The organism is Streptomyces sp. NBC_00557 (genome assembly GCF_036345995.1).
Taxonomy (GTDB): domain Bacteria; phylum Actinomycetota; class Actinomycetes; order Streptomycetales; family Streptomycetaceae; genus Streptomyces.
In genome coordinates this window covers 6,901,384-6,927,447 of record NZ_CP107796.1, presented here as the reverse complement: position 1 = coordinate 6,927,447, position 26,064 = coordinate 6,901,384, and the positions used below count along the sequence as shown (strand labels likewise).

Below are 26,064 nucleotides of genomic sequence, written 5' to 3'. Positions count from 1 at the left end.
ACAGTCTCCCGCCCCGGCCGGCGCCCGCTGCACCCGGGGCACGTGCACGGCACGCCGTGCGGTGCTCAGATGCGGGGCGGCCGGGCCTCGTACGGCGTGGACAGGACCACCGTCGTGCGGGTCGACACCCCCGCCAGGCTGCGCAGCCGCGCCAGCAGCTCCTCCAGCTCGTGCGGGGTGGCCACCCGCACCTTGAGGATGTAGTTCTCGTCGCCCGCGACGCTGTGACAGGCCTCGATCTCGGGGACGCCCGCGAGGCGGTCCGCGATGTCGTCGGGGGCGCTCGGGTCGAACGGTTTCACCGAGATGAACGCGGTGAGCGGCAGCCCGACGGCCTCGGGGTCGACCACCGCGGCGTAGCCGCGGATGACGCCGCGCTGCTCCAGCCGGCGCACCCGCTGGTGCACGGCCGACGTGGACAGGCCCGTGGCCTTGCCCAGGTCTGTGTAGCTCATCCGCCCGTCCTTGACGAGCAGCTGCACGATCTGTCGGTCGAGCTCCTCCATGGCGCCAAAACCTACAGTGCGCCTGATCTCCGGGGATAGCCGAGAGCGCAGGTCATGGCCGCTTCGATACAAAAAGCGGTGCGAACCGCCCACAGTGCGCACCTGCATGCGGCATGTGACGAACGCCACACACCGTGGACGGCCTCCGAGATGTTCCCGTGATTACCGCCGAGGGCGGGCGGGAAGTGCTTGCTGTGGTCGAGGCCGCAGCGCCGTCAACGGCCCAGCCTTAGGGGGAGAATCCCATGCAGAGTGCCCATCGCCCTGGTCGATCCGCGTCCAAGCGGCAGCAGCAGCCGGTCGTCGAGCCCGAGCCGGAGGGCGTCGAACCCGACGCCTACGACGACGAACCGGACGCCTACGACACCTTCGAGATGTACCGGGTGATCTGCCCGGACTGCGCCCAGCCGATCGCACTGCTGGCGGACGAGGAGGTCCTGCCGGAGCACGCGCTGTGCGCCTCGCCGTGGAACCCGTTCGGGCTCACGGTCTGCGCCGGCACCGGCCGGTCCGCGGCCGACGCCCGCCCCGCGGACGAGTCCGTGGGGCCGCAGGAGCAGGACACCGCCCTGCTGCTGACGCTCCCGCAGGGTCTGAACTGGCGGACGCAGCCCTTCTCGCACGTCGGCGGCCCGGGTTCGCGCCCGATGCGCGTGCCGGCGATGCGCCGCCAGGCAGCCTGAGCCGCCTGAGCCGCCTCGGTTCACCTGCCCCGCGCCATGGCGCGCAGGCCGTCGTGGTGCGGGCAGGCGTGTCCGGTCCGCCGGGACGAGGCCCGTTTCCGGAGTACGCCGGTCCGAAGTACGCCGGCCGCGCGCGTACGCCTGCGGGGGAACGGCCTGCCGGACGGCCGGAGCCGGAGTGGGCACCGCTGAACTGACGCCCGATTCCGCCGGACGGTGACCTGTCCGGGGGCTCGGGCGTTGCCCAGGCATGACCCCCATGCACTCGGTCACCGGGCGTCAGCGGCGCATCTTCGTCCCGCGCCCGGCGGAATCAGTTCCGCCGCCCGTGCCGCAGGACCCGCCGATCTACCGCGATCTCATGCGCACGTGGGCCGACCGGGGCCGGACGCTGCCGGGCCGCCACGACCCGGAGTGGACCCGGCTGGCGGCCCCGACGGTCCTCAAGGGGCAGTTCAGCGACCCTCCGGTCCCGCCACGTGACGGGCGATGACCATCCGCTGGATCTGGTTGGTGCCCTCGACGATCTGCAGCACCTTGGCCTCGCGCATGTAGCGCTCGGCCGGGAAGTCCGCGGTGTAGCCGTAGCCGCCGAGTATCTGCACGGCGTCCGTGGTGACCTTCATGGCCGTGTCGGTGCAGTGCAGCTTGGCCATGGCCGCCTGCTTGGCGAACGGCTTGCCGGCGTCGCGCAGCCGGGCTGCCGCGAGGTACAGGGCGCGACCCGCCTCGATCTGGGTGGCCATGTCGGCGAGCATGAAGCGCAGGCCCTGGAAGTCGGCGATGGGGTGGCCGAACTGCCGGCGCTGGGTGGCGTAGGCGACCGCCTCGTCCAGGGCGGCCTGGGCGAGCCCGATCGCGCAGGCGGCGATGCCGAGCCGGCCGGAGTCGAGGGCCGACAGGGCGATGACGAAGCCCTGGCCCTCCTCGCCGATCCGGCGGTCGTCGCCGACCCGGACGCCGTCGAAGTGCACCTGCGCGGTGGGCGAGCCCTTCAGGCCCATCTTCTTCTCCGGCGCCGCGGCGCTCACCCCCGGCGCGTCGGCCGGGACCAGGAAGGCGGTGATCCCGCGCGGGCCCTCCTCGCCGGTGCGGGCCATCACGGTGTAGAAGTCGGCGATGCCGCCGTGCGTGATCCAGGCCTTGGTGCCGGTGATCACCCAGTCGTCGCCGTCGCGCACGGCCTTCGTGCGGAGCGAGGCCGCGTCGGAGCCGGAGGACGGCTCGGAGAGGCAGTAGGCGCCGAGCAGACCGCCGCCGAGCATGGCGGGCAGATGCTCGACCTGCTGCTGCTTGGTGCCGTAGGTGGCGAGCGCGTACGAGGCGAGCGTGTGCACGCTGACGCCCAGCCCCACGGTGAGCCGGGCCGTCGCCAGCTCCTCCAGGACCTGGAGGTAGACCTCGTACGGCTGGTCGCCGCCGCCGTGCTCGGAGTCGTACGGCAGGCCGAGCAGGCCCGACTGGGACAGCAGGGTGAAGACCTCGCGCGGGAAGCGTCCCGCGTCCTCCTCCTCGGCGGCCCTCGGCCTGATCTCACGCTGGGCGATGTCCCGGACGAGGGCGAGCAGATCCCGCGCCTCCTCCGTCGGCAGCTGACGTTCCACCGGCTGCGGGTCGCGGTCGGACATGGCGACGGTCTCCTCCCTCGTTAGGGCACCGGCGGCAGGGCCCGTCGGGTGGGGGCGGCTCCGCCTGGTCGTTCGAATGGCCGAAGGCGCCCTCTTCCGGGTCGCGGAAGCGGCTGACCAGCGGCTGTGCGCAGTGAGTATGCCCGATCAGCGACTTCACGTCACCAGTTAACGACCGCTTACTTCGAGAATCCAGCCGGGGGCTCCGCACGGCGCCGGATCAGGACGTGCGGGGGACCGGAGAGCGGTCCGGATCTTCCGCGCGTACGGCCGCCCATGACAGTCACCGCGGCTCGGGCGGTGCCCGCTCCGCGCCTGCGCCTCCGGCGCCTCAGGCGTCGCGGCGGGCCGGCTCCGGTGCACGGTAGGCGGGGTCCAGTTCCTCGACGGCGCGCAGGGCCCCGCCGAGCGTCTTCACCAGCAGTTCGCGCATGGTGGTGCGGGACAGCTCGGGGCGGTCGATCCAGTCCAGGGTCGCCCCCTCCACTCCGCACACCCAGGACAGCAGACTCATCCGGGCCAGCGGCGAGATGTCGCCGCGGCCGTAGGCGCCCTCGGCGATGGTGGCGATGATCGCCTCGCGCACCCCGTCCCGGATGGCGTGCACCTCGGTGTCGAAGCCGACGCCGCCGCTGACGATGGTGCGGTAGGCCGCCTGGTGGTTCTCGGCGTACCGCAGATAGCCGTCGATGGTGCGGTGGACGCGCTCCACGGCGGGCAGCTCCAGCCCGCTCGCGGCGAAGGCGACCAGGTCGGCGACGGAGTCCCGGACGATGGCCAGGTAGTAGCCGCGCTTGGACTGGAAGTAGTAGTAGATCAGCCCCTTGGCGACATGGGCCTGGCGGGCGATGTCGTCCATGGACAGCGCGTCGTAGGACGTGTCGGCGAACAGCTTCCGCCCGATGGCGATGAGTTCGGCGCGGCGCGCTGCCGAGCGCTCGGTGCCGCGCGTCCGGGGACGGACGAGGGCACGCTGATGCGGCGTATTCAAGGTCGGCCCTGTTCCAGGCGGTCGGCGGGACCCGAGCAGTATGTCAGAACATGCCGCACACGTGAGCGGGTCGCGTCAGAGCAGGCCGAGCCGGGTCAGGAGCATCGCGACGACCGCCACGAGGATCCAGCCCATGACGTGCTCGAGGATCTGCGGGCCGTCGTCCTGGGGGCCGCCGGTGCGGGCGCGGGTGGCGGTGGCCGGGAGTGCGGTCGTGTGCATGTGGCCACCTTGCCACCCGCGACGCCGATTGCGGCGATGAGCTTGCTCACAGGGTCAGCGCACGCCCACCGCGGCGAGGGCCTTGCGCTGGAGCGAGGTCGGGTGGGCCGGGAAGTACAGGTAGCAGACTCCCCCGGTGCCCGAGGCGACGTTCCCGGAGGCGTTGTACCGCTTGGTGCGCAGCCAGATGTTCTCGAACTCCCGGCGCAGATACACCCGTCGGACCGCGTCGTCGTTCGGCGAGGCGGGGTCGTTGGCGATCACGTCGCCGTCCGCGGTGAAGCCGATCACCGTCATCAGATGGCCGGAGGTGCCGTAACCCGCGCCGGTCAGCTCGGTCTTGAGGAACGACTGGGACGTTATGGCCGGGATGCCGGCGGCGATCAGCGTCTCCAGGTCGGTGAGCGAGGCGAGCCGGGTGACCACGCCCTGCAGGCCATCGAACGTGGCCGCGTAGGCGGCGTTGAACGGCCAGTTGCCGCAGCCCTCGTACTGGTAGTCGTAGGTGAACCGGGCGGCGTTGTCCACCTGCGGGTCGGCGTACGCCGGGTCGACCCAGGACAGCTGCTCGGGGGTGAGCCGGCCGCCCCAGTACTCGATGATCATCTGTGAGGAGGTGGGGCTGCACCAGGCCTCGCCGCCGCCGTCGTACTGCGGGTACTGGCCCTTGTGGATCTCCTGCGAGTAGCGCGGGACGGCCAGTTCCTGGGCGAGGCCCGGGGTGGAGGCGGGCACGGTGAAGCGGTCGGGGATGTCGGAGCCCATGGCGCCGAGCCGCCAGACGGTGGGGGTCAGGTGGGTACCGGGCCTGCGGTAGAGGGTCAGGCGCAGCCGGTACGACGTCAGGCGCAGTCCGGTGCTCGCGTCGTCGATGGCGAAGGTGTCGGTCCAGATGCTGCTCTTGCCGTCGCTCTGGCCGTCCACCGAGGTCCGCTTGATGTCCTGGTCGCCGGCCGCCCAGCGGCCCATCACGTACCAGGGGGTCTCGGTGCCATCGGAGTAGGAGCCCTGCAGCTCCACCTGGAGCCAGGTGCCGTCGGGGGTGTGCGCGTTCCAGGAAGAGACGACCTCGGTGGCGGGGACGGCGAGCCGGTGCACGGGAGACGTCCAGGTGGCGTACTCCCAGGCGGCGGTGGTGCCGGTGTGCGGGTCGGTGTAGTCGGTGCGGCCGGCGGGGACGCCGATCACGACGCCGGGGCGGGCGCCGGCGACGGCCCGGACGCCCTGGGCGGTGCCGAGACGCCACTCGCGGTAGGTGGTCCAGGCGTGGTAATCGATCGGGCGGGCCGGCGCTCCGCCGGTACCGGCGGCGGGTCGCCGCGCGGCGGCGGCAGCGGGGGCCGTGCCGCCGGCCACCGCCGCGGCGACGGCGGCGGTGAGGACGGTTCTGCGGGACGGCTGTCGGGCTCTGCTCATGGGCGCGATTACCCCCAGGTGTCCGGTGATCCGGTGCGGTTGTGCGCCAACTATGGAGCAGGCGGCAGGGGCCTGCCAGCACTTCGGCGCATGCCGCGCCACCAATATTGGTCTGGACCGCTGAAAGCGCCTTCCGCAGCCGAGCGGTACCGGGGCGGGGGGCGGAGCCGGGGCCGGCCGGGGCGGAGCCAGTGCCGGCTAGGACGGAGCCCGGGCGAGCCGGGACGGAGCCGAAGCGGGCCGGGACAGAGCGAGCCGGAGCGAGCCGGAGCGGAGCCCGGGCTGGCCGGGATGGAGCCTGGGCGAGCCGGGGCCGAGCCGGAGCGAGCCGGGGCCGAGCCGGAGCGAGCCGGGACGGAGCCGGAGCGGGAGCGGGCCAGGACGGAGCCCGGGCGGGCCGGGACGGAGCCGAAGCGGGCCGGGACAGAGCGAGCCGGAGCGGAGCCCGGGCTGGCCGGGATGGAGCCTGGGCGAGCCGGGGCCGAGCCGGAGCGAGCCGGGGCCGAGCCGGAGCGAGCCGGGGCCGAGCCGGAGCGAGCCGGGACGGAGCCGGAGCGGGAGCGGGCCAGGACGGAGCCTGGGCCGGGCCTGGCCGGGGCGGAGCCGGGACGGAGCCGGAGCGAGCCGGGACGGAGCCAGGGCGGGCCGGGACGGAGCCGGGGCGGAGCCCGGGCGAGCCGGAGCGAGCCGGGACGGAGCCAGGGCGGAGCGCGGGGACCGGGCGATCGGCCCCCGCGCCCGTACACCCGGGCGAGCGTGCCGGTCAGACGAGGTCCATCGCCGCCACCTCGTCCGGGCGGCCGTAGCTGATCGGTCCCTGGAAGCGGCGGCGGGCCGTGGCGAACCACCACACCGTCGCCACGACCAGGACGACGGCGAGCGCGATCGGCGCGTAGTTGAAGGAGTCGACGGTGATCGGCGAGGCCTGCGGCAGCATGAACAGGACGCTGCTGAGCGCGATCCAGACCACCGCGAGCCAGCCGACCGGCCGCCCCCAGCGCCCCAGGTGCCACGGCCCCGGCTGGAACGCGTCACCGAGCCGCAGCCGCAGGAAGATCGGCACCGCGTAGGCGAGGAAGAGACCGACCACGTTGACGCTGACGATCGCGGTGAACGCGGTGTGGGACCACCAGCCGGGCACGACCAGCGCCAGCGAGCAGGCGACCGCGAGCCACACCGCCTTCACGGGGGTGCGGGTGCGCGTCGAGACCGAGTGCCACCAGCGTGAGCCCGGCATGGCGCCGTCGCGGGAGAAGGCGAAGATCTGCCGGGTGTTGCTGGTGAGGTTGGCGAGCCCGCAGAAGAGCATCGCGCCGATGACGATGAGGAGCATCACCTTGGCGGCGCCGAGGCCGAGTCCGTCGATGAGGATCTGGACGGGGGGCGCGTCGGAGCTCGCCTGTTTGGCGTAGTCGCCGATGCTGTAGACCAGTGCGAGCATCAGGATCAGGCCGGTGATCGCGGAATAGCCGATGGCGCGGGTGATCCCCTTCGGCGCGTTCACCGTGGCGTGCACCGTTTCCTCGGACATGTGGAAGCTGCCGTCGAACCCGGTGAACGTCCAGCTGGTGACCAGCAGGCCGAGCATGCCGCCGTAAAGCCCGCTCGAGAAGCCGGTGTTGTTCTCGAAATGCGTCACGAAGGACACCGGCTGATGATGATCGGGCATCACTATCAGTGCCCCCACGATCACCACGAGTCCGATCAGCAGCCACCACACGGAAATACGGTTCAGTACGGCGACGAGCTGCACCGTGTAGGTGTTGGCGAGCCCCTGCACGACGATGATCAGGGCTGTGATCAGCACCGTCTGGTGCGCGGTCGGCTGGTAGGAGGGCCACTGCAGCTGCACGAACGCCTGGATGAAGGTGGCGGCCGCATAGCCGGTGGCGGCGGTGCCGCCGATCTGGCCCACGAAGTTCAGCCAGCCGGTGAACCAGGACCAGGCGCCCTTGTGCCGCTTCGCGAGTTTACCGGCGGAGAAATACAGGGCGCCGCTCGTCGGATAGGCGGAGGCGACTTCCGCCATGGAAGCACCGATGAGCAGAACCATGACGCAGACGCCGATCCAGCCGAACACGAGAATGCGGGGACCGCCCGCGTTCATGCCGAATCCGAACGACGAGAAGATACCCGACAGGATATTGATGATGGTGAAGGAGATCGCGAAATTGTCGAATGCCTGGAAACGCCGGGTGAGTTTTCGCGGATAACCCATCGCATGCAGGGTCGCGTCGTCGTCGAGTACGACCGGGTCCGCGCCCGCGCGAGCCTGCGCCCGGGGCTTCGATGTCCGTTCCGACACAGATGGGCCTTTCTCTGAGTGAATCCGGGGGGAGGGGCGGAGCAGATGCGGCTCAGTCGGACCGTGGCACGGGCAGGCCGCAGGCGCGCCGGGCCCGGGAGAGCTGCTCGGCGGGGTCGCCGAAGGCGCTCCAGGGCATGCGCGAGGCGTACGGGCCCATCGCCGTGAGCACCGCCCGGGCCTCGAACGCGCACTGGGCCATGACCAGGGCGTGTGCGAGGTAGGCCAGGTCGAGCACCGGGGTGAAGCGGTAACCGGCCACCGCCGGCAGCCAGTTCTGGTAGATCGCCAGCGCGGTGGAGCGCCACTGCGGCTGTTCCCAGACACGGTCGGCGAGCAGCTGGGTGGGGTTGTAGCTCTCCACCAGGGCCACCAGGGGCAGCAGCCGCAGGGCGGAGTCGGCGGGCGCCCGCTGGCTGAGGAAGGCGGCCACGTCCCAGGCCGCGTTGACCGTGCCGCCGTGCCGCGTGAAGAAGAAGGACAGGAAGCGGTGGTGGCCCTCGCGGTGCCAGGGGTCCAGTGACAGGACGTGCGCGAACAGCCGCCAGGGGCCCGGCGGCGAGGTGAGCAGGCCGTGCGGGGCCGGGTCGCGCGGCCGGTGCAGCCGGGCCATGGCGAGCCTGGCGACCCAGGGTGTGGGGTCCTCGGGCGCCATGGCGGCGGCCCGGTCGCAGGCGGTCAGCGCGATCCGCTCCAGCGCCTCGGCGCGCTCGTCGTGCGCGTCGGCGGCCCGCAGCGCGCGCTGCACCGCGACCCTGGCCCACATCAGCGCGGCCTCGGGGGTCGGCTCCTCCGCGAGCCAGCGCTCGACGAGATCGGTGCCGGCCGCCTCGGAGGCGAGGACCAGCGAGCGATGGGCGCGCAGGGCGAAGTCGGAACGCGTCTCGGCGAGCGCTTCGTAGGCGCAGCGATAACGCCCGGCGCGCACATCGACGCATGCGCTCGCGAGGACACGGTCGTCGGCCGCCGGGTGCCACACATAGTGCCCTTCGAATAACTCCGCGGCCATCTCCCCCTGCCAGTCCCCGTGGTCGGTCGTGCTGGAGGCACCTTACTCAGTGGCGGGCGCACCCGGAACGGGTGATTCGACATATCGGTCAGTGGTTTCGTGAATGTTTATCCGAGGCCAATGGCCGGCCGCCCGCCGATGATTTAAAACGCGACTTTTTCGGTGCCGCGCGGTCCCGGCCGTACGGCGGCAAAGGGTCACACCGGGCCTCTATACGGCACTACTACACTGTTTCCGGACAACCGCCCGCATCGACCCGGAACGGGGAACCGTCATTCGTGAACTCGCCGCCCGGCTGCGCGGGCTGCCTCCCTCGGTCGGGCCGGTCCGGCTGGTCGGCGTCGACGGGCACGCCGGTTCGGGGAAGTCCACGTTCGCCGGGCAGCTGGCCGCCGCCCTCGGCGGGACCCCGGTGCTGCACCTCGACGACATCGCCAGTCACGAGCAGCTCTTCGAGTGGACCGGCCGGCTGACGACCCAGGTGATCGAGCCGCTCGCCCGCGGCGAGAGCGCCTCCTACTCGCCCTACGACTGGCGGGCCCGCACCTTCGGTGCGCCGCGCCCGCTGCCGGCCGCTCCCGTGGTCCTCGTCGAGGGCGTCGGCGCGGGCCGCCGGGCGCTGCGGCCGTATCTGGCCCTGCTGCTGTGGATGGAGGTGCCCCGGGAGGAGTCCTGGGCGCGCGGCCGGCTGCGGGACGGACCGGAGCAGGGCGAGTTCTGGAACGGCTGGATCGCGGCGGAGCGCGCGCACTTCGCCCGGGACCCCTCACGCCCCCATGCCGATCTCCTGGTAATGCAGACGCCGGAGGGATATGAGGTGCTTCCGGGGCCTGGGTCGACGACTGGACCGGACCAAGACGTGACCCACAGTGATGGATCGTCCGCATTGTGGTGAACGCGTGAAGACCCTTGCGGGGGAACTTCCGCCAGTGTCCCAACTCGGCTTGACCCGGGGGCCGTACAGGTCTTACGTTCTCAATGAGCGGTGATGCGAAGCCGCTGCAGACGCGAAGCCCCCGGTTGTTCCCCCGTGATCGGGGGCTTCGTTCTGCCCGCTTCACCCCTTTCCCGGCCCCGCGCACACCGATCCGCTCACCCACGGTCACCGAGCCCCGTGCGCCCCGTCTGCTCCCACCTCGTCGAACGCCCTGTGCGGCACCCTTCGGCACGCGGTCTCCGCGCGGGTACGATGCCCTCGGTGCGAGCTTCGAGGCTGCCTCGCGCACTGGCAACTCCGGTCCGCGGCACAGCGGTTCGACCGCGGCGGCCGTCGGGCGACTGCCCGGTGGTGATCCACGGGGACACGTCTGTGGGGGGACGGGATGGACTTCGGCACGCAGGGCCCCGAGGCCCCGGCCGACCTGGCCTGGCTGCGGGGGGTGGACGCCTACACGATGGGCGCCTATCCGCAGGCGGAGGAGGAGTTCCGCGCCGCGGTGCGGATGGACCCCGGAATGGCCGACGGCTGGCTCGGGCTGCACGCGCTCCGGGTCGACACGACGACCTCGCTGCTGAGGATGTTCCGGCACCGCGACCGCTTCGGCGAACAGCGCGCCCGGCACCGCAGGTCGCTCAACTCCTGGTACTGGCTGGGCTGGTGGGTGCAACCGGTGCTGGAGAGCCCGCGCGACCTGCTGCTCGCGCACGCCTCGCACTGGCTGGACGGCCGGCACGTGCCCGAACTGGACCGGGCCCTCGCCGGGCTGCCCCCGGTCGACACCGACCCCCAGGTCCGCTTTCTGCACGCCTGCCGCGCCTATCTGGTCAAGGACTGGGAGCAGCTGGTACGGCACACCGATCCGCTGCTGGACGATCCGATGCTCGGCATCGAGGCGGGCCTGTTCGGCGGCATGGCCCGGGTCCGGCTGGAGATGTACGGCCAGGCCGAACCCCTGCTGTCGGCGGCGCTGATGCGCTGCCGCAGCGAGCAGCCGCAGCGCAAGGAGCTGCGCTACTGGCTGGCGCGGGCGCACGAGGGCACCGGACGCTCGGCGGCGGCCCTCCCCCTGTACCGGGCCGTGCACCGCGTCGACCCCGCCTTCATGGACACCTCGGCCCGGCTGGCGGCGATCGCCGAGGGCGACGGGTACGACGACACCGCCGACCTCGCCGCGATCACGCTGACCGGCGCCGGGCAGGACAGCGTGGACGGCCCCGACGGTTTCGATCCGATCTTCGGCACCGAGGGGCGTGATCTGCGGCTGCCGGAGCCGGATCTGCCGACGGGGCCGCTGCCGTCGGTGGCCGATCCGGCGGTGCGGACGAAGACCGGCCTGTCGTCCACCTCGCCCGTTCCGGCCGGTCCGACCGACCCCGCCCTCCTTGAGGAGGCGCTCGCCGAACTCGAGCGCATGGTCGGCCTGGAACCGGTGAAACGCCAGGTCAAGGCGTTGTCGGCACAGCTGAACATGGCCCGGCTGCGGGCCGGTCAGGGGCTGCCGGTGCAGCCGCCGAAACGGCACTTCGTCTTCTCCGGGCCCTCGGGCACCGGGAAGACGACGGTGGCCCGGATCCTGGGCCGGGTGTTCTACGCGCTCGGGCTGCTCGGCGGCGACCACCTGGTGGAGGCGCAGCGGGCGGATCTGGTCGGCGAGTACCTCGGGCAGACGGCGGTGAAGGCCAACGAGCTGATCGACTCCGCGATCGGCGGGGTGCTGTTCGTGGACGAGGCGTACTCGCTGTCCAACTCCGGGTACGGCAAGGGGGACGCCTACGGCGACGAGGCCCTGCAGGTGCTGCTGAAGCGGGCCGAGGACAACCGGGACCACCTGGTGGTGATCCTCGCCGGCTACCCGGAGGGCATGGACCGGCTGCTGGCCGCGAACCCCGGGCTGTCCTCCCGTTTCACCACCCGCGTCGACTTCCCCTCCTACCGTCCGCAGGAACTCACCGAGATCGGCAAGGTGCTGGCCGGGGAGAACGGGGACGTGTGGGACGAGGAGGCGCTGGAGGAGCTGCGCTCGATCGCCGGGCATGTGGTCGAACAGGGCTGGATCGACGAACTGGGCAACGGGCGGTTCCTCAGGACCCTGTACGAGAAGAGCTGCGCGTACCGGGACCTGAGGCTGTCGACGTACCCGGGTTCCCTGTCCCGGGAGGACCTGGCCACGCTGCGGTTGCCCGACCTGATGCAGGCGTACGGAGAGGTGCTGTCGGGGCGGGGGCCCCACGATCCACCGGGTATGTGAAGCGCCCCACCACTCGAACTCAGGGCCTAGGCGAGCGCCCCCTCCGGTTCCCCGCTCACCCTCGGCTCGGCCAGCTTGACGTCTCGCATCTCCCGGTGGGCCGGGTCGCGGACCTCGCCCACCAGCAGCTCCAGGACGTCCTCCAGGGCCACCAGCCCCAGCACCTTGCCGGAGGCGTCGGCGACCTGCGCCAGGTGCGTGGCCGCCCGCCGCATGACCGTCAGCGCGTCGTCGAGCGGCAGCTCGGCCCGCAGGGTGGTCATGGGGCGCCAGACGTGCTGCGGGACGGCGCGGTCGGAGTGCTCCAGGTCCAGCACGTCCTTGACGTGGAGGTACCCCATGAAGGGGCCCTTGTCCGCCGCGGCGACCGGGAACCGGGAGTACCCGGTGCGGGCCGTCAGCTCCACGATCTCTCCGGGGGTGACCGCCGGTGTCACCGTGACCAGGGACTCCCGGCGCAGCAGGACGTCCGTCACCGGGCGGGAGCCCAGTTCGAGTGCGTCCTCCAGGCGCTCCCGCTCCTCGGGGTCGAGCAGGCCCGCCTGGCCGGAGTCCTCCAGCAGGCGGTTGAGCTGCTCGGTGGTGACGACGGCCTCGACCTCGTCCTTCGGCTCGACCCGGAAGAGCCGCAGGATGCCCTGGGCGCAGGCGCCGAGGGTCACGGTGATCGGCTTGCAGACGCGGGCGAACCAGACCAGCCCGGGGCTGAGCCAGAGCGCCGCCTTCTCGGGGGCCGCCATCGCCAGGTTCTTGGGCACCATCTCGCCGACGACCAGGTGGAAGAAGACCACCGCGGCCAGCGCGATGACGTAGCCCAGCGGGTGGACCATGCCGTCGGGGAGGTGGACCGCGGCGAACACCGGCTCCAGCAGATGCGCCATCGTCGGCTCGGCCACGGCGCCGAGGGTCAGCGAGCAGACCGTGATGCCGAACTGGGCCGCCGCCATCATCTGCGGCAGCCGCTCCAGGCCGTGGATCACCTGGCGGGCGCGGGCGGTGCCGAGCGGTTCGATCTGGCTGCGGCGCACCGAGACGAGCGCGAACTCGGCGCCGACGAAGAAGCCGTTGGCGAGCACGAGCATCGCGGCGAAGACCAGTTGGAGGACGCTCATCGGGCGGCCTCCATCATGTCTGCCGCCGGGGCCGTACGGACCAGGCGGACCCGCTCGGCGCGGTAGTGGCCGACCTGGCGGACCGAGAGCCGCCAGCCGGGCAGCTCGGCCCGGTCTCCGGGCGCCGGGATGCGGCCCAGCAGGTCGGCGACGAGTCCGGCGACCGTCTCGTACGGTCCCTCGGGCACGTCGAGGCCTATGCGCTGGAGGATGTCGACCCGGCAGCTGCCGGCGGCGTCCCAGGCGGGCCGGCCGTCCTCCGGCGGGGCCGGGGCCAGCTCGGGCATGTCCTTGGCGTCGTGCTCGTCGCGCACCTCGCCGACGAGCTCCTCGACGATGTCCTCCAGGGTGACCACGCCGGCCGTGCCGCCGTACTCGTCGACGACGACCGCGATGGGCTGCTCGGAGCGGAGCCGGGTCAGCAGGGGCTGGACCGGCAGGGTCTCCGGGACCAGCAGCGCCTTGCGGGCGATGCGGCCGACGGGGGTGCGCAGGCGGTCGTGCACGGGGACGGCGAGGGCGTCCTTCAGATGGGCCATGCCCACGATCTCGTCGATCTTCTCCCGGTAGACGGGGAAGCGGGACAGGCCGGTGGCCCGGGTGAGGTTGACGACGTCCTCGGCGGTGGCCGTGTCCTGCAGGGCGCTGACCTTCACGCGCGGGGTCATGACGTGCTGCGCGGTCAGTTCGCCCAGGGACAGGGTGCGCACGAACAGGTCGGCCGTGTCCTGCTCCAGGGCTCCGGCCTGCGCGGAGTGGCGGGCCAGGGAGACGAGTTCGCCCGGGGTGCGGGCGGAGGCCAGTTCCTCGGCGGGCTCGACGCCGAGGGCTCGCACCAGCCGGTTGGCGACCGTGTTGAGCGCGGAGATCACCGGGCGGAACAGGCGGGAGAAGCCGGCCTGCGGGCCGGCCACGAACCGGGCGACGGGCAGCGGCTTGGACACCGCCCAGTTCTTGGGCACGAGCTCGCCGATCACCATCTGGACCGCGGAGGCCAGCAGCATGCCGACGACCACGGCGACACCGGAGACGGCGCCGTCGGGGATGCCGAGCGCGGCGAACGGGCCGCGCAGCAGCCGGGCCAGGGCGGGCTCGGCGAGCATGCCGACGACCAGGGAGGTGATGGTGATGCCGAGCTGCGTGCCGGACAGCTGGAAGGACAGCTCCTTGAGCGACTCGGCGACCCTGCGGGCCCGTCGGTCGCCCTCGGCGGCCGCCTTCTCGGCCTCCGTCGCCTCGACGGTCACGAGGCCGAATTCGGCGGCCACGAAGAAGCCGTTGGCGAGGATCAGCAGGAAAGCCGCTCCCAGGAGCAGCAGGGAGATGGTCACGCTGCCACCGCCTTCCCGGTATGTCGGGTCGGGGCGGCGCAGGTACTACAGGACGATCCGTCCATCGCTGGAGGGAGTCACTCCTCGGGTAGCAGGAACCCCTGTGCGCCGGGCGGCGTCCAGGGGCGAAGGCCCGGCGAAAGGGCCTCCGCCACCAGATTAATCAAGACGGCGCCCGATGGGGCAGGGTGGGCGACCCGGAGTGAGCCCCGAATCACCCCTGACACGCCCCCGGGTCAGCCCCGGCTGTCCGCCGGGTGCGCCGTCGCACGGGCTTCGGCGAGGGCCCGCAGCGCCTGCGCGTCCGCGATGGCGCGCTGCTTGGCGAGCCCCGGCTGGATGCCGAGCGCGGGCAGGCTGGTGCCGTCGCTGAGGTTGAGGAAGACCCAGGGATCCCCCGGACGGAGGTTCACCTGAAGGATCTCCGGCCACTCCAGGCGGCGCTTGCTCGCGATGTTCACCACGGTGACACCGGACTCGTCGGCGACGACCCTCACCCGGGAGATCCGGGCCAGCACCCAGAAGATCAGCGCGCCCGTGATGACGAAGCTGGCCCGCTCCCCCGGACCGAGCTGCTCCAGCAGCATCCCGATCCCGGAGATGGTCAGGAAGATCAGCACACCGGCGGTGAGCAGGATCGCCCGGGTGTGGCCCGGCCGGAAGGTGACGGGAAGGGCGGGGGTGGTGGGCGTGTCGGACATCTGGCGCGGACCCTTACAGGCGGCAGGCGTGGATGGCCGTGGTGAGGATGGCGCGGGCGCCGATGGCGTACAGGTCGTCCATGATCCGCTGCGCCTCCTTGGCGGGGACCATGGCGCGGACCGCGACCCAGCCCTCGTTGTGCAGCGGGGAGACGGTCGGGGACTCCAGGCCCGGGGTGAGCGCGACGGCCTTCTCGAGCTGCTCGACCCGGCAGTCGTAGTCCATCATCACGTACGTCCGGGCGACCAGGACGCCCTGGAGGCGGCGCAGGAACTGCTGGACCTTCGGGTCCTCGGCGTCACTGCTGGTGCGGCGGATGACGATGGCCTCGGACTTCATGATCGGCTCGCCGAAGACCTCCAGGCCGGCGTTGCGCAGGCTGGTGCCGGTCTCGACGACGTCGGCGATGACCTCGGCGACGCCCAGCTCGATCGCGGTCTCCACGGCGCCGTCCAGGTGCACGACGGAGGCGTCGATGCCGCGTTCCTCGAGGTGCCCTGCGACGATGCCCTCGTAGGAGGTGGCGACCGTCTTGCCCTTGAGGTCCTCGACGCCGTTCGCGGTGCCCGGCTTGGCGGCGAAGCGGAAGGTGGAGCGGGCGAAGCCGAGCGGCAGGATCTCCTCGGCGTCGGCGCCGGAGTCGATCAGCAGGTCGCGGCCGGTGATGCCCAGGTCGAGACGGCCGGAGGCGACGTAGATCGCGATGTCGCGGGGGCGGAGGTAGAAGAACTCGACCTCGTTCACCGGGTCGACGATCCGCAGTTCCTTGGACTCGCGGCGCTGCTGGTAGCCGGCCTCATGCAGCATCTCCGCCGCAGGGCCGGACAGTGAACCCTTGTTGGGGACGGCGATGCGCAGCATGAGGTCGGCTTCCTTTGCGTGAAGGGGTTTCTACGGCGGTTGTGGCAGGGCGTTACAGGTAGGCGTAGACGTCGTCCAGGGAGATCCCGCGGGCGACCATCATCACCTGGACGTGGTACAGCAGCTGGGAGATCTCCTCGGCGGCCGCCTCCTTGCCCTCGTACTCGGCGGCCATCCAGACCTCGGCGGCCTCTTCGACGACCTTCTTGCCGATGGCATGGACGCCCTTGCCGACCAGCTCGGCGGTGCGGGAGGTGGCGGGGTCGCCGTGGGCGGCCTTCTGCTGGAGCTCGGTGAAGAGCTCCTCGAACGTCTTCTTGGACATGGTGGTCCTTACCCTACGCGCTCCGGCCGGTGCCTCAGTGCCAGGGTTCGGATACCGAGCGCAGTGTGGCGGCGGTCGAGACCGCCGCGGTCACCGCCTCGTGGCCCTTGTCCTCGCTCGAGCCCTCCAGGCCGGCCCGGTCCAGCGCCTGCTCCTCGGTGTCGCAGGTGAGCACGCCGAAGCCGACGGGCACGCCGGTCTCGACGCTGACCTGGGTGAGTCCGGCGGTGACGCCCTGGCACACGTACTCGAAGTGCGGGGTGCCGCCGCGGATGACGACGCCGAGGGCGACCACGGCGTCGTAGCCGCGCCCGGCCAGCACCTTCGCGGCGACCGGGAGTTCGAAGCTGCCCGGGACCCGGATCAGGGTCGGCTCGTCGATCCCCAGCTCGCGCAGGGCGCGCAGGGCGCCGTTCACCAGACCGTCCATCACCTTCTCGTGCCACTGCGCCGCGATGACGGCGACCCTCAGGTCGCTCGCGTTGCGTACGGACAACTCCGGTGCACCCTTGCCGCTCACGTGTCTCCTCAAGTGCCTTGCTGTCGTGCCTGTCGGCTTACTGGTTGGCCGCCACGGCCGGCGTGTCCAGCCAGGGCAGGTCGTGTCCCATACGGTCGCGCTTGGTGCGCAGGTAGTGCAGGTTGTGCTCGCCGGCCTGGACCGGCATCGACTCGCGGCCGGTGACCTTCAGGCCGTTCCGCAGCAGCGCGTCGGTCTTGTCGGGGTTGTTGGTCATCAGCCGGACGCTGCGCACGCCGAGGTCGGCGAGGATCTGCGCGCCCGCGCCGTAGTCGCGGGCGTCGGCGGGCAGGCCGAGTTCGAGGTTGGCGTCGAGGGTGTCGCGGCCCCGCTCCTGCAGTTCGTACGCCCGGAGCTTGGACAGCAGGCCGATGCCGCGTCCCTCGTGGCCGCGCAGGTAGACCACGACGCCCCGGCCCTCCTCCTGGATGCGCCGCAGGGCGGCGTCCAGCTGCGGGCCGCAGTCGCAGCGCAGGGAGCCGAAGACGTCCCCGGTGAGGCATTCGGAGTGGACGCGGACCAGGACGTCCTCGCCGGCGCCGATCTCGCCGTGGACGAGGGCGACGTGCTCGACGCCGTCGACGGTGGACCGGTAGCCGTAGGCGGTGAAGGTGCCGTGCCGGGTGGGCAGGCGGGTCTCGGCCTCGCGGCGGACGGTGGGCTCGCTGCCGCGGCGGTAGGCGATCAGGTCCTCGATGGAGATGATCGTCAGGCCGTGCTTGCGGGCGAACGGGATCAGCTCGGGCAGGCGGAGCATCCGGCCGTCCTCGCCGGCGATCTCCACGATGGCGCCGGCCGGGCGGAGCCCTGCGAGCCGGGCGAGGTCGACGGCGGCCTCGGTGTGGCCGTTGCGGACGAGGACGCCGCCGGGCTTGGCGCGCAGCGGGAAGATGTGGCCGGGCCGGACGAAGTCCGTGGGCTCGGCCGTGCCGCTCGCGAGCAGCTGGAGCGTGGTCGCGCGGTCGGAGGCGGAGATGCCGGTGCTCACACCGTGCGCGGCGGAGGCGTCCACCGAGACGGTGAACGCGGTCTTCATCGACTCGGTGTTGTCCTGGACCATCTGCGGGAGCTGGAGCCGGTCGAGTTCCCCGCCCTCCATGGGCGCGCAGATCAGTCCCCGGCACTCGCTCATCATGAACGCGACGATCTCGGGGGTCGCGTGCTCGGCGGCGATGACGAGGTCGCCCTCGTTCTCGCGGTCCTCGTCGTCCACGACGACGACCGGGCGGCCCGCCGCGATGTCGGCGATGGCCTGCTCGACGGGGTCGAGGCCGAAGTTCTCGATGGCGTCGGTGGCGTACAGGGGCGGTGCCGAGGTCATGCCGGGGCTCCTTCCAGGACGGGCTGCGTGCTCCTGCGGGAGCGCAGCCACCAGTCGCGCATGCCCCACAGGACGAGTGCGCCGTAGATGACGTAGACGAAACCGGAGAAGGCGTAGCCGTTGGCGAAGTTGAGGGGCACGCCGACGAGGTCGACCAGCAGCCAGGCGATCCAGAACTCGACCATGCCCTTGGCCTGGGCGTACATGGCGACGATGGTGCCGACGAAGATGTAGGCGTCGGGCCAGGGGTCCCAGGACAGCGACGGGTAGGCCGTGAAGAGCAGGGCCACCGCGACCGTGCCGGCGGCGGCCGCGCCGAGCATCGCCGCGCGCTCGCGCCAGGTGGCGAACCGGGGGGCGATGTGCCCGTCGTCCGAGCGGTCCCTGTTGCGCCGCCACTGCCACCAGCCGTAGAGGGCGACGGCCATGACGACGGCCTGCTTGCCGGCGCTGCCGGTCAGATGGCCGAAGAAGGCGGCGAACAGGACGAGCCCGGAGAGGAACTGCACGGGCCAGGTCCACAGGGAGCGGCGCCAGCCGAGGGCGAGGGTGATCAGACCGAGGATGTTGCCGGTCATGTCGGACCAGATGATGCGCTGGCCGAAGAGGGTGAAGGCCTCGGAGTTCAGCCAGTTCACTTGGCGGCTCCCTGGGCGCGGTCGCCGAGCAGCCGCTCGACGTACTTGGCGACGACGTCGACCTCGAGGTTGACCGGGTCGCCGGGCTGCTTGTGGCCGAGCGTGGTCAGCGCGAGGGTGGTCGGGATGAGGCTGACGGTGAAGTAGTCGGGGCCGGCGTCCACGACCGTGAGGCTGATGCCGTCGACGGTGATGGAGCCCTTCTCGACGACGTAGCGGGAGAGGTCCGCAGGCAGGGAGATCTTCACGATCTCCCAGTTCTCGGAGGGCTTGCGCTCCAGGATCTCGCCGGTGCCGTCGACGTGGCCCTGCACGATGTGCCCGCCGAGGCGCGCGCCGACGGCCATGGGCCGTTCGAGGTTGACGCGGGAGCCGACGGTGAGCGCGCCGAGGCTGGAACGCTGCAGGGTCTCCGCCATCACGTCGGCGGTGAACTCGTCGCCCTCGTGCTCGACGACGGTGAGACAGACCCCGTTCACGGCGATGGAGTCGCCGTGCCGCGCGCCCTCGGTCACCACGGGGCCGCGGAGCCGGAAGCGGGAGGCGTCGCCGAGGTTCTCGACGGCGGTGACCTCACCCAGCTCTTCGACGATTCCGGTGAACACTTCCCGGGTCCTCCTGCCTCTTCGGGCACGGACTCCGGGGCCTGTCGATGACGACAGAATGTACGGGTGAGCACGCCGGGCGACGCCGAAAAAGGGCCGTCCGCGTACGGACCAGCCCCAGATACGGCGACGCGCACGGGTGTGTGCCCGCCCGCCGCGCACTGCCTCCCATCCGGACTTTAACCGTCGGTCCAGGAATTTCACCTGGTCAACCGGCCGCTGGAAGCGACCGGGTCGCGGACTGTAACCGCCGGTTCGGACTTTCACCGACCCCGGAGTGCGCTGCTTCTGGTACAGGGCCAGTCTGCCACGCCGGGCGGCCGTACAGACAGGCGGAGGGTGTGGGTTCCCTCACAGCGCGTGTCACCGTCCTTGCGCGACGCAGCCGCAGCGCCTGACTCACAGGCGTGCAGAGCCGGTTGACCTTGGCTCGCACCCATTGACCCGAATGGTCTAGTCCTTTTATCGTGCGGGCGGGTCCGGTGGCGGTGACGACGGCCCTTGCCCGCCGCCGGACCGCCAGGACGGCCGGACGCGCCGGCCCCTGACCGCACGCCGGGGCGCCCAGAACGTGATCAGCCTTGGAGCACGGCGGTTCCGGGCATCCGGTCCGGAGGTGCGAAGAGGTCGTCCTGGGCGCGGTCCCGGGCCGTCAGCAGCGCGCCGCGCAGCACCGCGGCGCCGCCGAGGGTGCTCGCGCGCACCTCGGTGACCAGGGGCGACATACGGCTCAGGCGGTCCTCGACGAGGCCGGCCAGCACCGGCCCCCCGGCCTGCCCGACCTCTCCGCCGAGCACCACGCAGCCGGGGTCGAGTACGGCGACGACGGACGCGGCGCCGACGGCGATCCGGTCGGCGAGGGCGTGGAGGAACGCTCCGGCACGCCGCTCGCCGTCCGGCCGGTCCGCCCGCGGCGACGTCACACCCGGACCCGCCGCCTCCGCACCTGTTGCCCCACCGGGCATCCCCGCACCCAGGCCCACTCCCTCGGCGCGAGCCACGCCCGGAGCCACCGCCCCCGAACGCCCCGCCCCCGCGTCCTCCACTTCCGCCACCGCTCTCTCGACCACCGCAGCCGCCCCCGGTCCGTCCGTCGGGGCCGGGACCGGCAGGCCGTGGTCCGCGGCCAGTGTGCCGATGGCCGCCGCGCCCGCCAGGGAGTGGAAGCCGCCGTCGCAGTCCCGTGCCGAGGGGAGTGAGGCGGTGCCCGGGACGGGCAGGAAGCCGATCTCGCCGGTGCCCCCCGAGGCGCCGCGGCGGAGGGTGCCGTCGAGGACGACCGCCGCGCCGACGCCGTGGCCGAGCCAGAGCAGGACGAAGGTGTCCCGGTCGCGGGCGGCGCCCTCGCGCTGCTCGGCGAGGGCGGCGAGGTTGGTCTCGTTCTCCACGGTGACCCGGGCGCCCGGCAGCCGGTCCTGCAGGGCGGTGGCCAGACTGCGGTGCCAGGCGGGCAGACCCCCGGAGTCCCTGAGGTCGCCGGTGGCCGGGTCGATCAGGCCGGGCGCGCCGATGCCGACGGTGTGCAGCCGGTCGGCGCCGGCCTCCTTCGCGGTCCGCTCCACCGCGGTCACCGCCTGCTCGACGGCGGTCCCGGTGCCGGTGTCCCCGCCGATCGGCACGGACACCTCGGCCAGCACCCGGCCGACCAGGTCGGACACCAGGACGACGACGCCGCCGGTGCGGACGTCGAGCGCGGCCAGATGGGCCCGGTCGGCGACGATGCCGTAGAGGCGGGCCTTGGGGCCGCGGCGCTGCTCGCCCGACTCGCCGACGACGGTGATCAGTCCGGCGGCGGTGAGCCGTTCCACGAGGTCGGCGACCGTCGGCCGGGACAGACCGGTCAGCTGCTTCAACTGGCCCGCCGTGAGCGGGCCTTCCTGCTGCAGCAGACGCAGGGCCAGGCGGTCGTTGATGGCCCGGGCGGTGCTGGGTGATGCGGGCATGACGGGAATCCTCCCAGATCGACGCGCGCCGACGGCGGCCCTGAAACCCACTATCTATCAGGCAGGCTCCCTGATAGTTTACGGCGGGTGCGTGGGCTCGAGGCGGGGCGGGAACTCCCGGGAGGGGCGGAAGATGAGCGACCTGAGTGACGCGCGCGGTGAGGTCAGGCGGGCACGGTACGCCGTGGCGGCCGTGTTCGCCGTGCACGGCGCCGTGACCGGCTCGTTCGCCACCCGGGTGCCGTGGATCCAGGACCACGCCTCGCTCGGCGCGGGCCAGTTGGGCTTCGCGCTGGCCTTCACGGCGTTCGGCGCCTCGTGCTCGATGCCGCTGGCGGGCCGGATCAGCCACCGCTTCGGCAGCCGTACGGCCCTGCGCGGTCTGATCGCGCTGTGGACGTTCTCCCTGGTCCTGCCGTCCCTCGCGCCGAACCTGTACACCCTGTGCCTGGCGATGTTCACCTACGGCGCGAGCGCGGGGATGGCCGACGTGGCGATGAACGCGCTCGGCGTCGAGATCGAGCGGCTGCTCGGCCGGTCGATCATGTCGGGCCTGCACGGCATGTGGAGCGCCGGCGCCCTCGTCGGCTCGGCGGCCGGCACCCTGGCGGCCCACCTCGGCTCGGACGCCCGGCTGCACTTCGCGCTCGCCGCGGCCGTGCTGACCGCGCTCGGCCTGACGGCCTGCTCCTGGGTGCTGGACCTGCAGCCCGCCGAGGACGAGGAGCCGCCGCCGAGGTTCGCGCTGCCGCCCCGCTCGGCGCTGCTGATCGGCACGGTCGGCTTCTGCGCGGTGTTCGCGGAGGGCGCGAGCCTGGACTGGTCCGCGGTGTTCCTGCGGGACCGGCTGGGCAGCTCGGCCGGGCTGGCGGCGGCCTGCACGACCGGGTTCATGCTGACGATGGCCGTGGCCCGGATCGCCGGGGACGCGGTGGTGAACCGGTTCGGCGCGGTCCGTACCGTGCGGGCCGGCGGCGGCCTGGCGGTGCTGGGCGGCCTGCTGATCGTGGGCGCCGGGCACGAGGCGGTGGCGATGGGCGGGTTCGCGCTGATGGGGCTCGGCATCGCGGTGGTCGTACCGCTGTGCTTCGCGGCGGCCGGGCACGCGGGGCCCCATCCCAGCCAGGCCATCGCCGGCGTGGCGACGATCACCTACACCTCGGGTCTGATCGCGCCCAGCCTGATCGGCGGAGTGGCGCAGGCGACCAGCCTGGTGGTGTCGTTCTGCGTGGTGACGGCCCTGGCCTGCGGGCTCACGGCGTTCGCGGGCGTGCTGCGCAGCGCCGAGCGCGGCGGCCGGAGCGAGGTCAGCCGGCCGGCCCCAGCAGTTCCCGACCCGCGGCCCTGAAGGCGTCGGACCAGGGCGCCGGGCGCAGGGTGGCCGCGTCCAGCCGGACCAGCACCCGGGCGCCCTGGGCGTAGGTCAGCGTCCCGTCGGCCGAGCAGAAGCGGAAGCCGTAGGTCAGGCCGGTGGTGCCGAGCCGGTCGAGCCAGAGGTGGACGGCGTAGGTGCCGGGGCTGGTCACCGGCGCCTCGTAGCTGATGCGCAGTTCACGGACGGCGTTGCAGGCGTCGCCGGCCGCGTGCCAGTCGCCGTCGAAGCGGACGCCGTAGGCGCTCCACAGCTCGGTCCAGGCCCGCTCGACCAGCAGCGGGTAGCGGGCGTTGTGCAGGAGGCCGAGCGCGTCGAGGTCGTCGAAGTGCACGGTGACGGGGATGAGCCGGCCGTAGGAGACGACGGGGGCGGTCGGGGCTTCGGCGGTCACGGGTGGGGCTCCTGAGCATGGCTGGTGCTGACGATCCATACTAAGCGACCGCTCAGAAGCCCTGGCCGAGGCCCGTTCAGCCCGCGATCGAGTCCAGCTGCTCGGCGGCCGGCCGCAGCGCCCACAGGTCTCCTCCGGGCGGCGCCTCCAGCTTCGCCACGGCCGCCCGGGCCGCCGGGTCGCCGGCGTCCGCCGCCGCGTGCACGACGTCGGTGGCCGCGTACCGGTGGAACTCCAGCTCCGGGTGCGGCCACGCGGCGGCGCCGGTCGCGGCCGGCAGCAGATAGCCGACCGCCTTGAACAGGCTCTGCCCGTCCGGCCCCTGATACGTCCACAGGTTCACGCCCACGTGCCGGCCGACGGCCGCGAGCCGGGTGTAGGCGACCAGGTCGAAGGTGGAGTAGTGCCAGCTGCGGGTGCGGGCGAGTTCCTGCGGCTGGCTGCCGTCTCCCGCGATCTGCGGGTCGATCCGCCTGGCGCGCGCGTCCAGCACGGTCCGGCGGGCCAGGGCGGTGTCGCCGGTGGCGTAGGCGAGCGCGGCGAGCTGCATGTCGTAGAAGGTGCCGTGGTTGTTGGCGGCGGCGCCCTCCTCCTTGCCGAAACCGCTGTTCTTCAGCCAGTCCAGGAAGTCGGCGTTCCACTTCTCCATCGCCGTGCGGTCCGCGGCCCTCCAGCCGGGGGCGCCGGCGGCGAGGATCGCCTGGGCGTCGAGGACGCTGGTGTACGACTGGGAGAAGTCGATGATGCCGATGGCCCGTCCGTCGTACTTGCAGGGGATGAACTGGGCGTGGTCCAGGTCGGGGTTCATCCGGGTGGCCGGGTCCAGGAACCAGGTGCGCAGGATCTGCCCGGCCTTCTCGGCGTAGGTCCGCTTGCCCGTGTAGTACCAGGCGAGCGCCAGGTCGTACGTCGAGTCGAAGACCTTCTCCGCGTCCTGCCGGTCCGTGCCGCTGTCGACCTCGGGGTTGCGCTGCCCGTCGCGCTGGACGTACGGGCAGCCCCAGGGATTGCCGGCGGTGGGGGTGGTCGTGGGCCACCAGTAGGGGGCCTGGCTCAGGTACTCGTGGACGTCGCCGCCGGGTGCGGGGCGCGGTTTGTCGACCACCGTCCAGGGGCCCTGGTCCAGCCAGGTGTCGGCGCGGGCGGTCAGGTCCCGCAGCGCGTGCCGGAGCCCAGGGTCCCGGTCCAGGCGGGCGCGGGTCCGCTGCAGGCGGGCGGCGTCCAGGACGGCGGTGCGCGGCGCCCTGGGTGCGGCGTGCGCGGATCGGGCGGACGCGGCCTGCGCGGACGGGACGAGCACGGCCGTGAAGGCCGCCACCGCCGCGAGCAGCAGGGCCGCACGGGGTCTTCCGCTCATGGGCACTCCGATCATCCGATATCAGATATGTGAACGCAATTCATGAGTGCGACCGTGTGAGCGTAGAACCGCTCGTTACCCCTGACAATGGTTCGGACCGTCTTCACGTACGTAAGAAAGCGAAACCCCACCATGGACCTCGGCGTGCGCTGGAAACTGCACGGTGACGGGCGCACGCCCGCGCCCGGAGCGGTGGTACGCCCCGACGAACGGCTCTCCTGGCCCCGCACGGTGGGCCTTGGCGCCCAGCACGTGGTCGCGATGTTCGGGGCGTCCTTCGTCGCGCCCGTGCTGATGGGCCTGGACCCCAACCTGGCCATCATGATGTCGGGCGTGGCAACCGTGATCTTCCTGCTCGCCACCCGCGGCCGGGTGCCGAGCTACCTGGGCTGTTCCCTGTCGTTCGTGGGCGTGGCCGCCGTCATCCGCGCCCAGGGCGGCACGAGTGCCACGGTGACCGGCGCGGTGTTCGTCGTCGGCGTGGTGCTGTTCCTGGTGGGGCTCGCGGTGCAGCGCTTCGGGGCGCGGATCATCCACGCGGCCATGCCGCCGATCGTCACCGGCGCGGTCGTCATGCTGATCGGCTTCAACCTCGCCCCGGTCACCGCCTCCACCTACTGGCCCCAGGACCAGTGGACCGCCCTGCTGGTCATGCTGTTCACGGGGCTGGCCGTGGTCTGTCTGCGCGGCTTCTGGTCCCGTATCGCGATCTTCCTCGGGCTGGTCTTCGGCTACGCCGTCTCCTGGGCCTTCGACCGGATCTTCGGCAAGATCCACTCCATGAGCCCCAGCGGCAAGGTCACCGACCACTGGCGGCTCGACCTGTCCGGTGTCTCCAAGGCCGACTGGATCGGGCTGCCGCACTTCCACGGGCCGTCCTTCCAGTGGTCGGCGATCCTGGTCGCGCTGCCGGTCGTGATCGCCCTGGTCGCCGAGAACACGGGCCATGTCAAGGCGGTCGGCGAGATGACCGGCGACCCGCTGGACGACAAGCTCGGCACGGCGATCTCGGCGGACGGCATCGGGTCCATGCTCTCCACCGCGGTGGGCGGCCCGCCGAACACCACCTACTCCGAGAACATCGGCGTGATGGCCGCGACCCGCGTCTACTCCACCGCCGCCTACTGGGCCGCCGCCGGCTTCGCCCTGCTGTTCGGCGTGTGCCCCAAGTTCGGCGCGGTCGTGGCCGCGATCCCGGGCGGTGTCCTCGGCGGCATCACCGTGATCCTCTACGGCATGATCGGCCTGCTCGGCGCCCAGATCTGGCTGCACGCCAGGGTCGACCTGCGCAACCCGCTGAACCTGGTGCCCGCCGCCGCGGGCATCATCATCGGCGTCGGCAACGTGAGCATGAAGTTCACCGGCAACTTCTCGCTCAGCGGCATCGCCCTGGGCACCCTGGTCGTCATCACCGGCTACCACGCGCTGCGCGCCTTCGCCCCGGCCCACCTGAAGACGCAGGAACCGCTGCTGGACGAGGGCACGTCCGCCTACGACGCGGAGGCCGCCGGCCCGCAGCCGCCGCGCGCCACGTCGTAGGGCCGCCGGCGAGGTGCGGGCCGCGCGCCGACGGTGCGGCTCCCCCGCGCGCGTCCGGCCGTCCCCGCATCCGCGCCGCGGCGGTCCGTTCCCCCG

24 protein-coding genes and 1 riboswitch are annotated in these 26,064 nt (G+C 72.2%); of the genes, 5 read left to right on the top strand and 19 right to left on the bottom strand.

The window, feature by feature from the left end; genetic code table 11:
* Window positions 1-65 precede the first annotated feature (65 nt).
* Entirely contained in the window at window positions 66-506 is a 441-nt protein-coding gene (locus OG956_RS30580; RefSeq protein ID WP_018548954.1) for an Lrp/AsnC family transcriptional regulator, read from the bottom strand.
* A gap of 245 nt (window positions 507-751) precedes the next feature.
* Here OG956_RS30580 and OG956_RS30575 point away from each other — a divergent pair, with 245 nt between their 5' ends.
* Window positions 752-1,189 carry a hypothetical protein gene (locus tag OG956_RS30575; RefSeq protein ID WP_330341229.1) on the top strand — a complete coding sequence of 146 codons (438 nt, stop codon included), beginning with the start codon at window positions 752-754 and terminating at the stop codon, window positions 1,187-1,189.
* 455 nt (window positions 1,190-1,644) lie between these two features.
* Here OG956_RS30575 and OG956_RS30570 read toward each other — a convergent pair whose 3' ends face one another.
* The 6 genes from OG956_RS30570 to OG956_RS30545 form a co-directional block, all read right to left on the bottom strand.
* On the bottom strand, window positions 1,645-2,817 hold the full coding sequence (locus OG956_RS30570) for an acyl-CoA dehydrogenase family protein (protein ID WP_330341228.1): 1,173 nt from the start codon (window positions 2,815-2,817) through the stop codon (window positions 1,645-1,647).
* Between the two features lie 331 nt (window positions 2,818-3,148).
* Complete coding sequence (locus OG956_RS30565) at window positions 3,149-3,808, bottom strand: TetR/AcrR family transcriptional regulator (protein WP_330341227.1); 660 nt, start codon at window positions 3,806-3,808, stop codon at window positions 3,149-3,151.
* A gap of 75 nt (window positions 3,809-3,883) precedes the next feature.
* Window positions 3,884-4,030, bottom strand: a complete 147-nt coding sequence (locus OG956_RS30560) for an SCO1431 family membrane protein (RefSeq protein WP_330341226.1) — start codon at window positions 4,028-4,030, stop codon at window positions 3,884-3,886.
* A gap of 54 nt (window positions 4,031-4,084) precedes the next feature.
* Window positions 4,085-5,446, bottom strand: a complete 1,362-nt coding sequence (locus OG956_RS30555) for a peptidase C39 family protein (RefSeq protein ID WP_330341225.1) — start codon at window positions 5,444-5,446, stop codon at window positions 4,085-4,087.
* 763 nt (window positions 5,447-6,209) lie between these two features.
* Window positions 6,210-7,751 carry an amino acid permease gene (locus OG956_RS30550; RefSeq protein ID WP_330341224.1) on the bottom strand — a complete coding sequence of 514 codons (1,542 nt, stop codon included), beginning with the start codon at window positions 7,749-7,751 and terminating at the stop codon, window positions 6,210-6,212.
* Between the two features lie 52 nt (window positions 7,752-7,803).
* A complete protein-coding gene (locus OG956_RS30545) occupies window positions 7,804-8,760 on the bottom strand; it encodes a hypothetical protein (protein ID WP_330341223.1) in 957 nt (318 codons plus the stop codon).
* A gap of 274 nt (window positions 8,761-9,034) precedes the next feature.
* Here OG956_RS30545 and OG956_RS30540 point away from each other — a divergent pair, with 274 nt between their 5' ends.
* Window positions 9,035-9,655 (top strand): uridine kinase family protein, encoded by a 621-nt coding sequence (locus OG956_RS30540; RefSeq protein WP_330342990.1) that lies wholly within the window; start codon window positions 9,035-9,037, stop codon window positions 9,653-9,655.
* A 427-nt stretch (window positions 9,656-10,082) separates the two neighbouring features.
* The gene (locus OG956_RS30535) at window positions 10,083-11,948 is read left to right on the top strand and encodes an AAA family ATPase (protein WP_330341222.1); all 1,866 of its coding nucleotides are present in this window, start codon (window positions 10,083-10,085) and stop codon (window positions 11,946-11,948) included.
* A gap of 26 nt (window positions 11,949-11,974) precedes the next feature.
* On the opposite strand, the gene OG956_RS30530 is transcribed toward OG956_RS30535, so the two are convergent.
* The 10 genes from OG956_RS30530 to OG956_RS30485 form a co-directional block, all read right to left on the bottom strand.
* Entirely contained in the window at window positions 11,975-13,060 is a 1,086-nt protein-coding gene (locus OG956_RS30530; RefSeq protein ID WP_330341221.1) for a hemolysin family protein, read from the bottom strand.
* Window positions 13,057-14,391 carry a hemolysin family protein gene (locus tag OG956_RS30525; protein ID WP_330341220.1) on the bottom strand — a complete coding sequence of 445 codons (1,335 nt, stop codon included), beginning with the start codon at window positions 14,389-14,391 and terminating at the stop codon, window positions 13,057-13,059. The genes OG956_RS30530 and OG956_RS30525 overlap by 4 nt, the downstream gene beginning before the upstream one ends.
* 236 nt (window positions 14,392-14,627) lie before the next feature.
* On the bottom strand, window positions 14,628-15,092 hold the full coding sequence (locus tag OG956_RS30520; protein ID WP_330341219.1) for a PH domain-containing protein: 465 nt from the start codon (window positions 15,090-15,092) through the stop codon (window positions 14,628-14,630).
* Window positions 15,093-15,105: 13 nt separating this feature from the next.
* Window positions 15,106-15,954, bottom strand: coding sequence for an ATP phosphoribosyltransferase (gene hisG, locus OG956_RS30515; protein ID WP_330341218.1), 849 nt, complete (start codon window positions 15,952-15,954; stop codon window positions 15,106-15,108).
* A gap of 52 nt (window positions 15,955-16,006) precedes the next feature.
* Window positions 16,007-16,279: a phosphoribosyl-ATP diphosphatase gene (locus tag OG956_RS30510; protein WP_330341217.1), complete on the bottom strand. Its 273-nt coding sequence runs from the start codon at window positions 16,277-16,279 to the stop codon at window positions 16,007-16,009.
* Between the two features lie 34 nt (window positions 16,280-16,313).
* Window positions 16,314-16,799 (bottom strand): 6,7-dimethyl-8-ribityllumazine synthase, encoded by a 486-nt coding sequence (gene ribH / locus OG956_RS30505; RefSeq protein WP_330341216.1) that lies wholly within the window; start codon window positions 16,797-16,799, stop codon window positions 16,314-16,316.
* A 37-nt stretch (window positions 16,800-16,836) separates the two neighbouring features.
* Entirely contained in the window at window positions 16,837-18,120 is a 1,284-nt protein-coding gene (locus OG956_RS30500) for a bifunctional 3,4-dihydroxy-2-butanone-4-phosphate synthase/GTP cyclohydrolase II (protein ID WP_330341215.1), read from the bottom strand.
* Window positions 18,117-18,758 carry a nicotinamide mononucleotide transporter family protein gene (locus tag OG956_RS30495; protein WP_330341214.1) on the bottom strand — a complete coding sequence of 214 codons (642 nt, stop codon included), beginning with the start codon at window positions 18,756-18,758 and terminating at the stop codon, window positions 18,117-18,119. Before OG956_RS30495 ends, OG956_RS30500 begins: the two co-directional genes overlap by 4 nt.
* The gene (locus OG956_RS30490) at window positions 18,755-19,363 is read right to left on the bottom strand and encodes a riboflavin synthase (RefSeq protein ID WP_330341213.1); all 609 of its coding nucleotides are present in this window, start codon (window positions 19,361-19,363) and stop codon (window positions 18,755-18,757) included. The genes OG956_RS30495 and OG956_RS30490 overlap by 4 nt, the downstream gene beginning before the upstream one ends.
* A gap of 154 nt (window positions 19,364-19,517) precedes the next feature.
* A riboswitch (FMN riboswitch) is annotated at window positions 19,518-19,648 on the bottom strand.
* 290 nt (window positions 19,649-19,938) lie between these two features.
* Window positions 19,939-21,306 (bottom strand): ROK family transcriptional regulator, encoded by a 1,368-nt coding sequence (locus OG956_RS30485; RefSeq protein WP_330341212.1) that lies wholly within the window; start codon window positions 21,304-21,306, stop codon window positions 19,939-19,941.
* Between the two features lie 133 nt (window positions 21,307-21,439).
* Here OG956_RS30485 and OG956_RS30480 point away from each other — a divergent pair, with 133 nt between their 5' ends.
* Window positions 21,440-22,654 (top strand): MFS transporter, encoded by a 1,215-nt coding sequence (locus OG956_RS30480; protein WP_330341211.1) that lies wholly within the window; start codon window positions 21,440-21,442, stop codon window positions 22,652-22,654.
* Here OG956_RS30480 and OG956_RS30475 read toward each other — a convergent pair.
* Both OG956_RS30475 and OG956_RS30470 read right to left on the bottom strand, forming a co-directional pair.
* Window positions 22,614-23,072 (bottom strand): acyl-CoA thioesterase, encoded by a 459-nt coding sequence (locus tag OG956_RS30475; protein WP_330341210.1) that lies wholly within the window; start codon window positions 23,070-23,072, stop codon window positions 22,614-22,616. The two genes, OG956_RS30480 and OG956_RS30475, sit on opposite strands and share 41 nt — an antisense overlap.
* Window positions 23,073-23,148: 76 nt before the next feature.
* Entirely contained in the window at window positions 23,149-24,429 is a 1,281-nt protein-coding gene (locus OG956_RS30470; protein ID WP_330341209.1) for an alginate lyase family protein, read from the bottom strand.
* A 132-nt stretch (window positions 24,430-24,561) separates the two neighbouring features.
* On the opposite strand from OG956_RS30470, the gene OG956_RS30465 reads away from it, so the two are divergent.
* Window positions 24,562-25,968, top strand: a complete 1,407-nt coding sequence (locus OG956_RS30465; protein ID WP_330341208.1) for a uracil-xanthine permease family protein — start codon at window positions 24,562-24,564, stop codon at window positions 25,966-25,968.
* Window positions 25,969-26,064 lie beyond the last annotated feature (96 nt).

Coding starts and splice junctions, on each gene's coding strand:
- OG956_RS30580 (WP_018548954.1), bottom strand. CDS start 506: ATGGAGGAGCTCGACCGACAGATCGTGCAGCTGCTCGTCAAGGACGGG.
- OG956_RS30575 (WP_330341229.1), top strand. CDS start 752: ATGCAGAGTGCCCATCGCCCTGGTCGATCCGCGTCCAAGCGGCAGCAG.
- OG956_RS30570 (WP_330341228.1), bottom strand. CDS start 2,817: ATGTCCGACCGCGACCCGCAGCCGGTGGAACGTCAGCTGCCGACGGAG.
- OG956_RS30560 (WP_330341226.1), bottom strand. CDS start 4,030: ATGCACACGACCGCACTCCCGGCCACCGCCACCCGCGCCCGCACCGGC.
- OG956_RS30555 (WP_330341225.1), bottom strand. CDS start 5,446: ATGAGCAGAGCCCGACAGCCGTCCCGCAGAACCGTCCTCACCGCCGCC.
- OG956_RS30545 (WP_330341223.1), bottom strand. CDS start 8,760: ATGGCCGCGGAGTTATTCGAAGGGCACTATGTGTGGCACCCGGCGGCC.
- OG956_RS30535 (WP_330341222.1), top strand. CDS start 10,083: ATGGACTTCGGCACGCAGGGCCCCGAGGCCCCGGCCGACCTGGCCTGG.
- OG956_RS30530 (WP_330341221.1), bottom strand. CDS start 13,060: ATGAGCGTCCTCCAACTGGTCTTCGCCGCGATGCTCGTGCTCGCCAAC.
- OG956_RS30520 (WP_330341219.1), bottom strand. CDS start 15,092: ATGTCCGACACGCCCACCACCCCCGCCCTTCCCGTCACCTTCCGGCCG.
- hisG (WP_330341218.1), bottom strand. CDS start 15,954: ATGCTGCGCATCGCCGTCCCCAACAAGGGTTCACTGTCCGGCCCTGCG.
- OG956_RS30510 (WP_330341217.1), bottom strand. CDS start 16,279: ATGTCCAAGAAGACGTTCGAGGAGCTCTTCACCGAGCTCCAGCAGAAG.
- OG956_RS30500 (WP_330341215.1), bottom strand. CDS start 18,120: ATGACCTCGGCACCGCCCCTGTACGCCACCGACGCCATCGAGAACTTC.
- OG956_RS30485 (WP_330341212.1), bottom strand. CDS start 21,306: ATGCCCGCATCACCCAGCACCGCCCGGGCCATCAACGACCGCCTGGCC.
- OG956_RS30480 (WP_330341211.1), top strand. CDS start 21,440: ATGAGCGACCTGAGTGACGCGCGCGGTGAGGTCAGGCGGGCACGGTAC.
- OG956_RS30470 (WP_330341209.1), bottom strand. CDS start 24,429: ATGAGCGGAAGACCCCGTGCGGCCCTGCTGCTCGCGGCGGTGGCGGCC.
- OG956_RS30465 (WP_330341208.1), top strand. CDS start 24,562: ATGGACCTCGGCGTGCGCTGGAAACTGCACGGTGACGGGCGCACGCCC.